This window comes from Paracoccus indicus (genome assembly GCF_003056335.1).
Taxonomy (GTDB): domain Bacteria; phylum Pseudomonadota; class Alphaproteobacteria; order Rhodobacterales; family Rhodobacteraceae; genus Paracoccus; species Paracoccus indicus.
The window spans coordinates 1-15,275 of record NZ_PYWA01000010.1 but is presented as its reverse complement, the minus strand read 5'-3'; the positions used below and the strand labels follow the sequence as shown (position 1 = coordinate 15,275).

At 64.9% G+C, this 15,275-nt stretch carries 14 protein-coding genes, 1 tRNA gene and 1 rRNA gene; 5 read left to right on the top strand and 11 right to left on the bottom strand.

The window, feature by feature from the left end; translation table 11 throughout:
* Positions 1-67 precede the first annotated feature (67 nt).
* From DDE75_RS15050 to DDE75_RS15040, 3 genes are read left to right on the top strand one after another with little or no spacing between them, the layout of a single operon-like run.
* Entirely contained in the window at positions 68-1,024 is a 957-nt protein-coding gene (locus DDE75_RS15050; protein WP_108503202.1) for a TAXI family TRAP transporter solute-binding subunit, read from the top strand.
* A 55-nt stretch (positions 1,025-1,079) separates the two neighbouring features.
* Positions 1,080-3,185 (top strand): TRAP transporter permease, encoded by a 2,106-nt coding sequence (locus tag DDE75_RS15045; protein WP_108503299.1) that lies wholly within the window; start codon positions 1,080-1,082, stop codon positions 3,183-3,185.
* On the top strand, positions 3,185-3,661 hold the full coding sequence (locus DDE75_RS15040) for a DUF1850 domain-containing protein (RefSeq protein WP_245894769.1): 477 nt from the start codon (positions 3,185-3,187) through the stop codon (positions 3,659-3,661). The genes DDE75_RS15045 and DDE75_RS15040 overlap by 1 nt, the downstream gene beginning before the upstream one ends.
* On the opposite strand, the gene cydB is transcribed toward DDE75_RS15040, so the two are convergent.
* The 9 genes from cydB to DDE75_RS14995 all read right to left on the bottom strand — a co-directional run bounded on the left by cydB (position 3,655) and on the right by DDE75_RS14995 (position 12,895).
* On the bottom strand, positions 3,655-4,692 hold the full coding sequence (gene cydB, locus DDE75_RS15035) for a cytochrome d ubiquinol oxidase subunit II (protein WP_272482571.1): 1,038 nt from the start codon (positions 4,690-4,692) through the stop codon (positions 3,655-3,657). The two genes, DDE75_RS15040 and cydB, sit on opposite strands and share 7 nt — an antisense overlap.
* Positions 4,689-6,137 (bottom strand): cytochrome ubiquinol oxidase subunit I, encoded by a 1,449-nt coding sequence (locus DDE75_RS15030; protein WP_108503200.1) that lies wholly within the window; start codon positions 6,135-6,137, stop codon positions 4,689-4,691. The genes cydB and DDE75_RS15030 overlap by 4 nt, the downstream gene beginning before the upstream one ends.
* A gap of 130 nt (positions 6,138-6,267) precedes the next feature.
* On the bottom strand, positions 6,268-7,281 hold the full coding sequence (locus DDE75_RS15025) for a YeiH family protein (protein ID WP_108503199.1): 1,014 nt from the start codon (positions 7,279-7,281) through the stop codon (positions 6,268-6,270).
* A gap of 51 nt (positions 7,282-7,332) precedes the next feature.
* A complete protein-coding gene (locus tag DDE75_RS15020) occupies positions 7,333-8,391 on the bottom strand; it encodes a TRAP transporter substrate-binding protein (protein WP_108503198.1) in 1,059 nt (352 codons plus the stop codon).
* Between the two features lie 20 nt (positions 8,392-8,411).
* Positions 8,412-9,701 carry a TRAP transporter large permease gene (locus DDE75_RS15015; protein ID WP_108503297.1) on the bottom strand — a complete coding sequence of 430 codons (1,290 nt, stop codon included), beginning with the start codon at positions 9,699-9,701 and terminating at the stop codon, positions 8,412-8,414.
* Complete coding sequence (locus DDE75_RS15010; RefSeq protein ID WP_108503296.1) at positions 9,701-10,288, bottom strand: TRAP transporter small permease; 588 nt, start codon at positions 10,286-10,288, stop codon at positions 9,701-9,703. The genes DDE75_RS15015 and DDE75_RS15010 overlap by 1 nt, the downstream gene beginning before the upstream one ends.
* A 55-nt stretch (positions 10,289-10,343) precedes the next feature.
* The gene (locus DDE75_RS15005) at positions 10,344-10,850 is read right to left on the bottom strand and encodes a flavin reductase family protein (protein ID WP_108503197.1); all 507 of its coding nucleotides are present in this window, start codon (positions 10,848-10,850) and stop codon (positions 10,344-10,346) included.
* Entirely contained in the window at positions 10,850-11,740 is an 891-nt protein-coding gene (locus DDE75_RS15000) for an aldo/keto reductase (protein WP_108503196.1), read from the bottom strand. Before DDE75_RS15000 ends, DDE75_RS15005 begins: the two co-directional genes overlap by 1 nt.
* Complete coding sequence (locus DDE75_RS14995; RefSeq protein WP_108503195.1) at positions 11,741-12,895, bottom strand: LLM class flavin-dependent oxidoreductase; 1,155 nt, start codon at positions 12,893-12,895, stop codon at positions 11,741-11,743.
* 84 nt (positions 12,896-12,979) lie between these two features.
* Between DDE75_RS14995 and DDE75_RS14990 the strand changes: the two genes are divergently transcribed.
* On the top strand, positions 12,980-13,720 hold the full coding sequence (locus DDE75_RS14990) for a GntR family transcriptional regulator (protein ID WP_245894768.1): 741 nt from the start codon (positions 12,980-12,982) through the stop codon (positions 13,718-13,720).
* A gap of 10 nt (positions 13,721-13,730) precedes the next feature.
* A complete protein-coding gene (locus DDE75_RS14985; RefSeq protein WP_108503193.1) occupies positions 13,731-14,864 on the top strand; it encodes a Gfo/Idh/MocA family protein in 1,134 nt (377 codons plus the stop codon).
* Positions 14,865-15,030: 166 nt separating this feature from the next.
* On the opposite strand, the gene DDE75_RS14980 is transcribed toward DDE75_RS14985, so the two are convergent.
* A tRNA-Met gene (locus DDE75_RS14980) sits at positions 15,031-15,107 on the bottom strand.
* Between the two features lie 60 nt (positions 15,108-15,167).
* Positions 15,168-15,275: ribosomal RNA gene (gene rrf, locus DDE75_RS14975) — 5S ribosomal RNA — on the bottom strand; the annotation flags it as partial.

Sequence of the window (15,275 nt, the reverse complement as noted above, 5' to 3'; positions counted from 1 at the left end):
ACATCATGTTCACGCAAGGGGGATTGCTTGCTAACCTCCGCCCCAGAACATCATGGGAGGAGACCACATGTTCCATCGTATCGCCACCGCCATCCCCGCGGCCGCCCTTGGAGGCCTGATGGCCACCGCGCCCATGGCGCAGGCGCAGGACTTCATCAACGTGCTGACGGGCGGAACCTCGGGGGTCTATTACCCGCTTGGGGTCGCCTTGTCGGAAATCTACGCCGATGGCATCGACGGCGCACGCACACAGGTACAGGCCACCAAGGCCAGCGTGGAAAACCTGAACCTGCTGGCACAAGGCCGTGGAGAGATCGCTTTCGCCCTTGGCGACAGCGTTCAGGCCGCGTGGGAGGGGAACGAGGAAGCAGGCTTTCCCCGCAAGCTGGAGGAACTGCGCGCCATCGCCGCCATCTATCCCAACTATATCCAGATCGTCGCCGACGCATCGGCCGGCGTGACCACGCTGGAGGATCTGCGCGGCAAGACCATGTCCGTGGGCGCCCCCGCATCGGGGACCGAGCTGAACGCCCGCGCCATCTTTGCCGCGGCCGGGATGAGCTATGACGACCTGGGCAAGGTCGAATACCTGCCCTTCGCGGAATCGGGCGAGCTGATCAAGAACCGCCAGCTGGAGGCGACGCTGCAATCATCCGGGCTGGGTGTGGCCTTCATCAAGGATCTGTCCTCGACCCATGACATCAGCATCGTGGCCATCCCCGAGGAAACCGTGACGGCCATCGGCGCGCCCTTCGTGCCCAGCGTCATCCCGGCGGGCACCTATAACGGTCAGGATCAGGATGTGCCGACCGCCGCCGTCGGCAACATGCTGATCAGCCATGAGGGCGTCAGCGAAGAAGCCGCCTATCAGATGACCAAGCTGCTGTTCGAGAATCTGGACCGCATGACCTCGGCCCATGCGGCGGCGGGGGGCATTTCGACCGACACCGCGCTGGACGGGATCTCGATCCCGCTGCATCCGGGCGCCGAGCGGTATTACCGCGAGATCGGCCTGATCGAGTAAGCGCCCCTTGGTCCGCGGCAAGGGCCGCGGGCCGATCCCCAAGGAAAGGTCCCCGATGTCCGCATCCCATTCCCCCGCAAGCGGGCCCGCCACGCTTGATCCCACCGCCGAGGCCGAATTCAGCGAGGGCCTGCCCCCCGGCTTTGGCACGGGCATCATGGGCCGCGTGGCCTTCTGGCTGGCCGTGGCCTTTTCACTGTTCCAGCTGTGGGCCGCAGGCTACGGCAGCCTGCCCAGTCAGGTCGTCCGCGCCATGCATGTGGGGTTCCTGCTGCTTCTGGGCTTCGGCCTTGTCGGCAACCTTGTCGCCAGAACGACGCGGGGGCAGGTCTTCTTCTGGGCGCTTGGGCTGCTGGGGTTCAGCACCGGCATCTACAACTGGGTCGAATACAACGACCTGATCCGCCGCACGGGCTTTCTGACCCAGATGGATCTGGTGATGGGCACCATCCTTGTCCTGCTGGTCTTCGAAGGGGCACGCCGCCTGATGGGCTGGCCGCTGGCGGTGATCGCGGGGATCTTCCTGGCCTATTGCTTCCTGGGCCAGCATCTGCCGCCGCCCTTCATCCATCGCGGCTATGGGTTCGAGCAGATCGTCGAACATTTCGCTTTCGGGACCGAGGGCATCTATGGCAGCCCGATCTATGTCAGCAGCGCATATATCTTCATCTTCGTGGTCTTCGCGGCCTTCCTTGAACGCGCGGGCATGCTGAACCTGTTCAACGATTTCGCCCTGGGGCTGGTCGGCGGCGTGCGCGGCGGGCCTGCGCAGGTGGCGGTGCTGTCATCGGCGCTGATGGGGACCATTTCGGGGTCGGGGGTGGCCAACGTCGTGGCATCCGGCCAATTCACCATCCCGATGATGAAGAAATCCGGCTTCAAACCGGCCTTCGCGGGCGGGGTCGAGGCGACGGCATCCATGGGCGGCCAGATCATGCCCCCGGTGATGGGCGCGGTCGCCTTCATCATGGCGGAAACCCTGAACGTCCCCTATGCGTCGGTCGTCAAGGCGGCGATCATTCCGGCGCTGCTCTATTTCGGGGTGGTCTTCTGGATGGTCTGGCTGCAGGCCGGGCGTGACAACCTGAAAGGCCTGCCGCGTGCCAGCCTGCCGAACCCCTGGCATGCGGTGCGCGATCAATGGCCGCTGGTCCTGCCGCTGGCCGCTTTGGTCTATCTACTGTTTGCGGGCTATACGCCGATCTTTGCGGGCACCATGGGGCTGGCGCTGGTCACGGTTCTGATCCTTGGTGCGCCACTGGCCGCGATGATCGGGCCCTATGCCTTCCGTGTCGTCTTCTGGCTGGCGCTTGGCATCGCCTCGGCGCTGTTCCTGAAATACGGGATCAACCTGCTGGTGGCGGTCATCGCCTTGCTGGTGCTGGCCTGCGCGGGTTTCAAGGGCACCCGCCCCACCATTGGCATCGTCCGCGACGCGCTGGCGCAGGGCGCGCGCAATGCCCTGCCCGTGGGTATGGCCTGCGCCATCGTCGGCGTCGTCATCGGCACGCTGACGCTGACCGGAATCGCGTCGACCTTCATCGGCGCGATCATCGCCATCGGGCAGGACAACCTGTTCCTGTCGCTGGTGCTGACCATGCTGACCTGCCTGGTGCTGGGCATGGGGATCCCGACGATCCCGAACTATATCATCACCTCGTCCCTTGCGGGTCCGGCGTTGATGGAGCTTGGGGTTCCGCTGCTGGTTAGCCATATGTTCGTCTTCTATTTCGGGATCATGGCCGACCTGACGCCGCCCGTGGCGCTGGCCTGTTTTGCGGCGGGGCCGATCGCCAAGACCTCGGGGCTGAAGATTTCCATGCAGGCGATCCGGCTGGCGGCGGCGGGGTTCATCATCCCCTTCATGGCCGTCTATACGCCGTCGCTGATGCTGCAGGATGGCGGTCCCATTGCCGATGCCTGGGGCTATCCGGTCGAGGTCGCCTATATCCTGCTGAAGACCGTGCTGGGCGTGGGCCTGTGGGGTGTGGCGATGGTCGGATACTTCTTGGACCGCACCAATGTGGTCGAGCGCACGCTGGCCTTCGCGGCAGGCGTTTCGCTGATCGTGGCAATGCCGATGTCGGATGAGCTTGGCTTCGCGCTGGCGCTGACCTTCGGGGCGCTGCACTGGCTGCGGCTGCGCAGGGTGGTCGCCTGATGCTTTGCGTGGCCAGCGGAGCCTTTCTGCTGTCGCTGGCCACGGCGGATTTCATGCTGGAATGGACGCATTCGGTGGAACGCACAGCCTGGTGGGAACGCTGGCAGGTCACCGATGCGGGGCTGGCCCCCGTCGCGGCCCGGATCACCGCATCCGGCGCGGGGATGGAGCCGCCACCCGATGCCGTCCTGCGGGATGGGGCTTGGGAATATACCCCCCGACTGTCCCCGCAGCGCGACGTCTGGCTGGGCGCGTCGGGGGCCACGGGAGGCGGATGGCGTCTTTGTGCGGATGGCCGTTGCCACGATCTGCCGGAAGGGGGCGGGCCGCTGCACCTGTGGTCCGCTCCCGATTGCGCGCAGCCGTCAGGCGATCCACAGCCGGATCAGAAAGGCCACCGCACCGATGCAGGCGACGCTGGCCAGCCAGATCCCCACGAACCAGGCAAGGCGACCCAGACCCTGACGCATCAGTGATACCCCTCGCCCGGGATGATCTTGCCGCGGAAGACCCAATAGGAGAACGCGGTATAGGTCAGGATGATCGGGATCAGGATGGCGGCACCGACCAGCATGAAGATCTGGCTGTTGCGGGGGGCGGCAGCCTCCCAGATGGTGATCTCGACCGGGACGATATAGGGGAACATCGAAAAGCCGAGGCCCGCGAACCCCAGGACGAACATGCCGAGCGCCAGGAAGAACGGCCAATAGTCGTGATGGCGGACGGTCAGCGTGCGGAACATGCCGAAGGCCAGCGCCAGGACGGCGATGCCGACGGCGGCGGCCAGCGCGATGTTCCAGCCTCCGAACCAACGGCTGTAGTATCCGTCCTGCAGGAAGGGCGTCCACAGGCTGACGACGCCGATGAAGATCACCGTGGCGATGCCCAGCACCCAGGCCTTGCGGCGCATGCGTTCCTGCAGCGGGCCTTCGGTCTTCATCACCAGCCAGGTCGCGCCCAGCAGCATGTAGCCGACCATGACCGCGATCCCCACCATCAGCGTGAAGGGACTCAGCCAGTCCCACCAGCCGCCTGCATAGGCGCGCCCGGCCTTGTCGATGTCGATGCCCTGCAGCAGACCGCCTAGGGTGATGCCCTGCGCCAGCGCCGCCATGGCGGAACCGCCGATGAAGGCCACGTCCCAGACCCCGCGCCAGCGCTTGGTGCGCCAGCGGAATTCAAACGCGACGCCGCGGAAGATCAGCGCCAGCAGCATGGCGATGATGGGGGCGTAAAGCGCCGGCAGGATCAGCGCATAGGCCAGCGGGAAGGCCGCGAAAAGCCCCCCGCCGCCCAGAACCAGCCAGGTCTCGTTGCCGTCCCAGACGGGCGCCACCGAGTTCATCATGACGTCGCGGTCCTCTTCGTCATCCTCGGTCGCGAACAGCATGCCGAGGCCCAGGTCGAAGCCGTCCAACACGACATAGACGAGAACCGCGAAGGCAATCACGAATGCCCAGATGACGGTCAGGTCGAAGGAAACGCCTTCTGCAATGGTCATGGTCATTCTCCGGGATGAACAGGGCTGTGCTTGCGGGTCATCTGCTGCTGGGCGGGCGTGGTGCCTGCCGTGCGCGTCGGGCTGTCGGTGATATCCTTCAGGCGCGGTTCGGAAACCGCAGGCGCACGGCTCATCAGGCGCAGGATGTAATAGGTGCCCGCCCCGAAGACCGCGAAATAGACGACGATGAAGGCCACGAGCGATGCCCCCACCGCGGCCGCATCAAGCGGCGCGGCACTGTCGGCGGTGCGCAGATGACCATAGACGGTGAAGGGCTGGCGTCCCACCTCGGTCGTGACCCAGCCTGCAAGGACGGCGATCAGGCCCGAGGGTGCCATGGCGACGGCGGCACGGTGCAGCATCGACCATTCGAACAGGCGTCCGCGCACCCGCGCCACCAGCGACCACAGTCCGATCCCCAGCATGGCGAAGCCAAGCGCGATCATGATGCGGAACGACCAGAAGACGATGGCGACGGGGGGCTGATCCTCGCGCGGGATGGTGTCCAGACCGTCCAGGGGGGCATTCAGATCGTGTTTCAGGACCAGCGAGGACAGCTTGGGAATGCCGATGGCATAATCCAGACGCTGCTCCTCCTGGTTGGGGATGCCGAACAGATACAGCGGCGCGCCGTCGGGGTGGCTTTCGAAGTGACCCTCCATCGCCATGACCTTGGCGGGCTGGTGTTCCAGCGTGTTCAGCCCGTGCATGTCGCCAAGGAAGATCTGGACCGGCGCGAAGACCGCCGCCATCCACATCGCCATCGAAAACATCGTGCGCGTCGCGGGGCTGACCAGATCGGGACGGTGACGGTGGCGCAGCAGGTGCAGCGCCGCCACGCCGCCCACGATGAAGGCGGTGGTCAGATAGGCCGCCGTCACCGTATGCATCAGGCGATAGGGGAAGGAGGGGTTGAAGATCACCTGCCAGAAGTCGGTGGGCAGGAACTGGCCCGTCTCGGGGTCGATCTCGAAGCCGGCGGGGGTGTGCATCCAGCTGTTCACCGACAGGATCCAGAAGGCCGAGATGGCCGTCCCGACCGCCACCGCCAGACAGGCGATCATGTGCAGCGTCGGACCCACCCGGTCGCGCCCGAACAGCATGATGCCCAGGAAGCCCGCCTCGAGGAAGAAGGCCGAAAGCACCTCATAGGCCATGGGCGCGCCGATGACCGGTCCGGCCTTGTCGGAAAACACCGACCAGTTCGTCCCGAACTGATAGGACATCACGATACCCGAAACGACGCCCATCGCGAAGGCCAGGGCGAAGATCTTGACCCAATAGCGGAACAGATCCAGGTATTTCGTCTGCCCCGTCCACAGCCACAGCCCGTTCAGCACCGCAAGGAAACTGGCCAGACCGATGGTGAAGGCGGGAAACAGGAAGTGGAAACTGACCGTGAAGGCGAATTGTATCCGGGCCAGCAGGACGGCATCGACGGTTTCGAACATCAGGAACCTCGCGGCAAACACCCGGTCCGGCATTCCCTTGGGGGATCACGCTTCGGGCGGCTTCGTTTGACGAAAACTAGTCGCCGCGGCATGGGGTTAGCAAGTGTCTTGACGTCGCACCGCCGCTTCCTCAGACCACCCCGAGCAGCAGCGGAACCAGCACAAGGACGGCCAAGGCCAGCGTCTGCAGGGTCAGCATGGCGAAGGCCGCACCACCCACATCGACCAGCCGTCCCAGCGAGGTCTTCATCCCCACCGCCGCCACCGCCGTCACCAGAAGCGACCGCGACAGGGTCGAGGCCGGGTCGATCACCGCCTGCGGCACCACGTGCGCCGAGTTCAGCGCCGCCAGCAGCAGGAAAGCCACGACGAAGCCCGGCATCAGCGGCGGCCTCTTGCCTGTCGTCGGATGGTGGCGGCGCAGGACCAGCGCGCCGATCAGCACCGTGGGCGCCAGCAGGGTGACGCGGATCAGCTTGACGACCGTGGCGATGTCGCCGGTCTCGTCGTTGACGGAGTAGCCTGCGCCCACGACCTGCGCGACATCATGGATGGTCCCGCCCAGAAACAGCCCCGTCTGGTGATCATCCAGCCCCAAGGCCCCCGCCACGATGGGATAGAGGATCATCGCCACCGTCGAAAATGCCGTGACCGAGATGACGGTGAAGGCCAGATCGCGCTCGGAATTCCGACGCTGCGGCAGGATCGACCCGATGGCCATGGCCGCCGAGGCTCCGCAGATCGCCACCGATCCGCCCGTCAGGAAACCGAAGGCACGGTCGCGCCCCATCAGCCGCGCCAGCAGAACCGACAGCAGGATCACCGTCGCCACGCAGCCGACCATCACCAGCACGAACCCCCAGCCGATGTCGCGGATCATGTCCAGCGAGACGCGAAGCCCCAGCAGCGCCACCCCCGCCCGCAGGAAGACGCGCGCCGCGACCGCGATGCCGGGGCCGGTGCGGTCGTGCTCGGACAGGAAATTGAAGGCGATGCCCAGCAGAATCGCCATCAGCATCACCGGCGCACCATAATGGTCCGACAGGAACTGCGCGGCCATCGCCACGATCAGCGCCAGCGCGATGCCGGGAAACAGCCGTTGCAACGCCTGCGCCGCATGGCGGGCGGATGTGATCTGCGTCATGTCGTGATTGTCCGGGCTGGCGAAGGGGGGCGCATGGCCCCCCTTGCGGTCTTACTGGATGTCGCGGGCGCGGTTCTCGTCCATCTGGCCCTGAACCTCGGCAACGTCGGCGCGCAGGGTTTCCAGGATCTCGGCGCCGCCATCGACGTTTTCGGTGAACCAGTCATAGACGGGCTGGGCTGCCTCGGCGAAGGCCTTCTTCTGTTCGTCCGTGGGAACATAGATGTCGCCACCGGCCGCGGTGAATTCCTCGTAGGCGGGGATCGACTTGCGCTTGGGCGAGGCGAAAGTCGCCTGTTGCAGCTGATAGAATCCGTCGTTGACGATGACGCGCATGTCCTCGGGCAGGGACTGGAAGGTCTGGTTCGACATCCACCAGAAGGCGCCCATGTAGGCGTGCCCGTCCAGCGTGATGTATTTCAGACCCGCGTCGGGGAATTTCATCGACATGATGTCGGTGATGCCGTTCTGCGTTCCCTCGACCACGCCGGTCTGAAGCGAGGTGAACAGCTCGGGCCAGGGGATCGGCGTCGGCGATGCGCCCATGGCGCGAACCAGTTCCTGCGGCAGATCGGCCACGACGCTGCGCAGCTTCATGCCCTCCAGATCGGCAGGCGTGGTCACCTGTTTCTTGGTATTGGCGAAGTTGCGCCAGCCGCCGGTGTTGCCGATGGTCATCAGCCGCAGCGTATCGCCCGAATCGGCCAGGGTGCGGTCGCGCAGATCGCGGGTGAAATCGCCCGACAGCACGGCCTCGGCCACGCGGTCGTTGGGCAGGACATAGGGCAGGTCCAGCACCTGCACATAGGGGAACAGCCCCGCCGCCCCGTCCGAGGTCGAGATATAGACGTCGATCGACCCTTCGGCCACGCCCTGCAGACATTCCGCACCGTTCGAGCACAGCTGCGTGCCCATGTAGATCTCGACCGCGATGGCACCGTTCGAGGCAGCCTCGACATAGGACTTGAAGACCTGAAGGCCGTCGTAATCCTCGTCGTTCTCGTTCGAGTTGGCGACGGCGCGGATGGTGTATTCCTGCGCCATGGCCGGCAGGGCGATGGCCGTGCCCAAGGCCAGTGCGGCGGCCAGTGTCAGTGTCGTCTTCATCATGTTCCTCCCACAGAATACAGTCAGTTTGCAAAGCCCGTCAGGCGCGGAATCGTCAGCGAGATGGCGGGGAAATAGGTGATCAGGAAGATCACCAGGATCTCGACCGCAAGGAAGGGCAGGATCGCCCGCGAGATGGTCGAGACCCGTTCCCCCGACACGGCCGAGGCGACGAACAGCACCAACCCCATCGGTGGCGTTGCCAGCCCCACCGTCAGGTTGACGCACATGATCATGGCGAAATGGATGCTGTCTACACCCATGCCGGTGAAAACCGGTCCCAGGATCGGTCCCAGGATGATGATCGCCGGACCCGCATCCAGGAACATGCCCACGATGAACAGCAGGATGTTGATCAGGAACAGCAGCAGCAGCGGGTTGTCGGTCAGGATCAGGATGAATTCCGCCAGCTGCTGGGGCGCATGGCTGAGCGAGACGACGGTCTTGAACGACATCGCCGCCCCCACCAGCAGCAGCACCACGGCCGATGTCAGCCCCGCCTTGCCCAGCACGTCGGGCAATTCACGGATGTGCAGCGTGCGCAGGACGAACAGGCTGATCACCAGCGCATAGAGGACCGCGACGGCGGCAGCCTCGGTGGGCGTGAAGATGCCGAAGAGAATCCCGCCCAGGATGATGACCGGCGTCATCAGCGGGAAGAAGGCCTTGAGGCTGGCCTGACCGCGTTCGGGCCAGGTGTATTTGCGCGAGGCGACCGGAAAATCGTATTTGTCGGCCATCAGCTTGATCAGGGCCATCAGTCCGACGCCGACCAGCACCCCCGGCACCAGGCCCGCCAGAAACAGCGCCGCGACGCTTTCGCCCATGACATAGGCATAGATGATCATGATGCCCGACGGCGGGATGATCGGCCCGATGACCGAGCTGGCTGCCGTGATGGCGGCGGCGAACTTGCGGGTATAGCCCTGCTTCTCCATCGCGGGGATCAGCATCGATCCAAGGGCGGACGTGTCGGCGACCGCGCTGCCCGACAGGCCCGCGAACAGCATCGATGACAGCACGTTCACATGCGCCAGCCCGCCGCGCAGATGCCCGATCAGCGCCTGGCTGAATTCGACCAGCCGCAGCGTGATGCCGCCACGGTTCATGATCTCGCCCGCCAGCATGAAGAAGGGGATCGCCATCAGCGGAAAGCTGTCGATGCCGTTATAGAGGTTGCGATAAAGCAGCGTCAGGTCGCGTTCCTGCCCGTTCAGGAACAGCAGCAGCCCCGGCGCTGCCAGTAGCGCGAAGAAGACGGGCAGGCCGACCAGCAGGAAGACCAGGAAGACCGGAAGAAACCAGACCAGCATCATTCGGCCCCTTGCGTATCGGTTCTGGGGATCCGCGGCAGATCGGTCACCCCCAGCAGCAGCGCGACATTGCGCAGCAGCAGCTCGACGTTGACGACGATCAGCATGACCGCCCCCACCAGCAGCGAGGCCATCATCCAGCTGCGCGGCACGCGGTACCACTGGCTGAAATCGAGCGAGATCGGCACATGCAGAGAGGCGCTGGCAAAGCGGCCGCCGATGCCCGTCACCTCGGCCCAGGCAATGGGGATGGTGACATAGAGCACCAGGAAGGACACGCACAGCAGGATCAGGTTCAGGATGCGCGCCACCGTGGCGGGCAGCATCTCGGGCAGGACGTCGATTGCGACGAAGCCGCCTGCGCGGAAGGCCGTCGGCGCCATCAGGCCGGTCATCCACAGCATGCAGAAGCGTGCGGCCTCGTCGGGCCAGGACAGGGCGCTGTTCAACACGTATCGACTGAAGACCTGCAGCAGCGTCACCACCACCATGACGGCGACGGCGGTGATGCCGATGGCACGGCCGACACGCAGGACGTGGTCGTTCAGCCGCGACAAGGGCCTGATCAGCCCGCTCAGAAAACCCATCATTCCCCCTACGCCCGATACCGCGACCCGTCTCCTCAGCGGGATGCGGCGACGCCTAACCGATGTCCAGCCGCGACACCCTGCCGCCGAAGAATGCCAGCGGATCGCCCGCGCGCATTTCGGCACGCAGGACCTGCCCCACGATGATGGCATGATCGCCGGCTTCGTGGACAGCGTGGCGGGCGCAGTCGAAACGTGCAAGGCAGTTCGACAGGACCGGCACACCTTGTTCGTTCAAGGTCAGCTTGTCGGCGGGCAGCGCGGATTGATCGCGCGCCACGGCGAAGGCCAGCGGTTCCTGTTCGGCCCCCAGCACGTGGATGGCATAGTGATCCGCCCCCACGAAGACCGGATAACGCGACGAGGCCCGCCCCGGCGACCACAGGACCAAGGGCGGCTGCATCGAGACCGAGGCGAAGCTGTTCGCCGTCATCGCCACGCAGCCGTCCCGTCCCTGCGCCGTCACGATGGTCACGCCCGTGGCGAATCGCCCGAAGGCATCGCGCAGGTCGCGGCTGTTGTCGGCGTCGGGAACGAAGCTGGTGGCCGCGCCATGCTTCATCACGCGACCTCGTGGCCCAAGGCTGCCTGATAGAGGCGGAACCACTGCTGGCGGTCCAGATCGACCTTCGCCGCATCCGAGATGGCCGCGATTCGCGGCAGCGAATTGGTGCCCAGCACCGGCAGGATCGTCGCCGGATGGCGCAGCAGGAAGGCCACGGCCACCGCAGCGCGATCGACGCCGAATTCACCCGCCAGTTCGTCCAGCACCGCCTGCACCGGGCCTTCGCCGGTCATCAGGCTGCCGCCGCCCAAGGGGGACCAAGCCATCACGGCATCGCCGCGCTTCTGGTGAAAGGCCAGATCGCCACTGGTGAAGGGCGCCACGCCGGCCAGCGACAGTTCGATCTGATTCGTCGCCAGCCGGGTGTTCATCGCCGATTGCAGCAGTTCAACATCCCAGGGGCGGAAATTCGACACGCCCACCGCGCGCAGCTTGCCTTCACGCACCAGCGCATCCAGCGCGCCGCCGGTTTCGTGGTGATCCATCAGCGGATCGGGACGGTGGATCAGCAGCAGGTCCAGATGGTCGGTGCCGAAATCCCGAAGCGAGCTTTCGACCGAGGCGCGGATATGCGCCGCCGAGGTGTCGTAATGCTTGCACGACACATCCGCGTATTTCCCGCAGGGCGCGACGATGTCGCATTTGCTGACCAGTTCGACCTTGTTGCGCAGGCCGGGGTCGGCCTTCAGCGCAGCGCCAAGGATGGCCTCGGCGGTGTAATCGCCATAGATATCGGCCTGGTCCAGCGTGGTGATGCCCTGGTCCAGGCAGGCATCGATCTTGGCGCGCACATGCGCGGGGGATGTGTCGGCATCATCGCCCACCCGCCACATGCCATAGACAAGGCGGGACAGGGACAGACCTTCGGCAATCGTGACGCGTTCCATTCAGCGACGTTCTCCTGCGCCAAGTGGCGTCTGCGGCGTGGTGGCGGGGACGCGGCCCCATTCCCGGTTCAACTGGCATGTCTTCATCTGCGGCAGCACGCGGGATCCGAAATGCTCGGCCTCATCGATATGCGGATAGCCTGACAGGATAAAGGACCGGATGCCCATCTTCTGCAACTCCTCCAGCTTGGACAGCACCTGATCGGTCGATCCGACGATGGCCGCGCCACAGCCCGACCTTGCCCGCCCAACGCCGGTCCAGAGGTTCGGTTCGATGTATCCTTCCAGATCGGCCAGCTCGCGGTTGCGCGCCTGCCGACTGACGCCCAGAGAGCCCGCGTCCAGCGCACGTTCGCGGATTAGCCGCCCCTGTTCGTCGTCCAGCTTCGACACCAGTTCGCGGGCATATTCGCGGGCCTCGGCCTCGGTGTCGCGGACGATGACATGCGACCGAAAGCCGTAATCCAGCACCCGCCCGTGACGTTCGGCCGCAGCATGGGCGGCCTTCATCCGGTCGGCGATATCCTCGGTCTTCTCGGGCCACATCAGGTAGACGTCGCAATGTTCGCCGCACAGATCCAGCGCCGCGGGGGAATAGCCGCCGAAGTAAAGCATCGGCCCGCCCGTCTGATAGGGCTTGGCCGGGTCCGTCGTCACATCGCTGAAGTCATAGACCTGACCGTGGAAGTCGATCCGGTCCTGCGTCCAGGCCTGCTTCAGGATCTGCACCACCTCGCGAGAGCGCTGGTACCGGAACTCGCTTTCGGCCTTCTCACCCGGAAAATCCGACGAGATGATGTTCAGCGTCAGCCGCCCCTGCATCATGTGGTCCAGCGTCGCGACCGTGCGTGCCAGCATGATCGGCTGCATTTCCCCGCAGCGCACGGCGGCCAGCATGTTGATGCGGTCCGTGATCGGTGCACAGCCTGCCACGAAAGACAGCGTGTCCTGCCCCACCTGATAGGATGACGGACACAGGATGTTGCCGAAACCCTGCGCCTCGGCGGTCTTCACGATGTCGGAACAATGCGCCCAGGACGACCGCAAATCGTCATCGGGAACCCCCAGATGGCGGAAATCATCCGAACAGAGCGCGGAGAACCACGCGACCTCGACGCGGTCCAGATCGGCCGATGTGACGGGAACGACGGTCATGCTTTCCTCCGCGGGTTCATCCGAACTTTCCCCTTGCATAGCCTTGGCCTTGATGTAGATCAATGGTGCATCAATTATTCCGAAGTGGAGGTCGGGGAATTGAATTCGACCCGCCGCACATCGACACCCCGCCCCGATGCCCTGCCGATCCATCTGCAGATCGAGGAGTTGGTCATCCGCGACATCGCGGCGGGCCGCCTGGTCGACGGCCAGCGCCTGCCTCCCGAACGCGAGATGGCCGAGGCGCATGGCACCACCGTCCGCACCCTGCGCAAGGCCCTGGCCCAGTTGCAGGACAAGGGCCTGATCGAGCGTCGGCAGGGGTCGGGAAACTATGTCCGCGCGGGCCAGCAGGTGGCCTCGGTCTATTCGATGTTTCGGCTGGAACATGCCAGCGGCGGGGGCGGTCTGCCCAATGCCGAAATCATCTCGGTCGATTACCTGCCCAAGGATGCCGCGCAGCCCGATTACGGCACATCCGACCACGGCACGCGCTTTCGCCGCCTGCGGTTCCTAGACGACATCCCCATCGCCATCGAGGAGATCTGGCTGGATGGCGGCGCGGGCCGCGTGCCGCGCGACAAGGTTCAGGATTCGCTCTATCTGACCTACAAGCGGGCGCTGAAGCTGTGGATCACCCGCGCCGAGGATCGCGTGGGCATCGCCCCGGTCCCCGACTGGTCGCATGACCGCTTTGCCCCCCGCCCCGGCACCGTCACCGCCCATATCCAGCGCCTGTCCTGGGCGCAGACCGCCCGTGCCGTCGAATTCTCGCGCACCTGGTACGACACCGACAAGGCGCTTTACGTGCAGCGCCTGATCTGAGGAGATCCGCATGACCACCCAGACCCTGGTCCACGCCAAGACCCGGACCGTCACCTATGGCATCATCGGCTGTGGCATGATGGGTCAGGAACACCTGCGCAACATCGCCCTGCTGGACGATACCGCCATCGGCGCCATCTTCGAACCCGATGCAGGCATGCGCGCCGCCGCCCGCGCCCTGGCCCCCAAGGCGCAATTCGTCAACAGCGTCGAGGCCCTGCTGGAGGTCGCGGATCTGGACTGCCTGCTGATCGCCAGCCCCAATTTTCGGCACCTGGAACAGCTGCAGGCGATCGCGGCGCGCCGACCCCTGCCGGTCCTGGTCGAAAAGCCGCTGTTCACCGACCTGTCGCAGCTGACCCAGATCGACGCCTTCGCCGCCAGCTATCCCGCGCCGGTCTGGGTGGCGATGGAGTATCGCTACATGCCGCCCGTCGCCAAGCTGATCCAGCAGGCGCAGGCGGTCACCGGCGGCATCAAGATGCTGACCATCCAGGAACACCGTTTCCCGTTTCTGGACAAGGTCGGCGGCTGGAACCGCTTCAACGATCAGACCGGCGGCACATTCGTGGAGAAATGCTGCCATTTCTTCGACCTGATGCGGGTCCTGCTGCAATCCGACCCGGTGCGGGTGATGGCTTCGGGCGGGCAGGCGGTCAATCACCTGGACGAGGTGCTGGGCGGACGTCGGCCCGACATCTTCGACCACGGCTATGTCATCGTCGATTTCGCCAACGGGGCACGCGCCATGCTGGAGCTGTGCATGTTCGCCGAGGGCGCACGCTTTCAGGAACAGATCTCGGCCATCGGCCCCTTGGGCAAGATCGAGGCCTTCGTCCCCGGCCCCGGCCGTTTCTGGCCCGAGGACCTGGGCCCCGCACCCACCCCCGAGGTCATCATCTCACCCCGCCACCCCAAGGGCCCGCGGCTGGAACCGGTTCCCGTCGATCCGGTCCTGCTGGAGGCCGGCGACCACAACGGATCGACCTATTACCAGCACAAGCGGTTCTTGGAACTGCTTCGCGGTAGTCGGCACGATGCCGAGGTCAGCCTTGCCGACGGTCGATGGGCGGTTCTCATGGGCCTTGCCGCACAGCGTTCGATGGAAACCGGGACATCGGTGCCTCTGGCCTCACTGACGTGAGGGCATGCTTTCGACCTGTCGGGGCCATCTGCGGGATTGCCTAGACGCTTACACTGGATCTTGCTAGCGCGTTTGCAGGCATGGTTGGTTTTCCTGCGATGCCGGACGTTGTGAAGCCCCCGCTTTTTTTGCGGGGTTTGGTTTTGTAATTTTGGGTGATATTTTTTGGTTGCGGGGGCAGGATTTGAACCTGCGACCTTCAGGTTATGAGCCTGACGAGCTACCGGGCTGCTCTACCCCGCGCCAATTTTGTCCTGATCGGGTATTGGACATCGTTTCAGAGGGATTTGCGTCTCTTTCCAGGTCTGGCGGTGACCTACTCTCCCACGTCTTGAGACGCAGTACCATCGGCGCAGCGGCACTTAACGGCCGAGTTCGGGATGGGATCGGGTGTTTTGCTCGCGCTAGGGC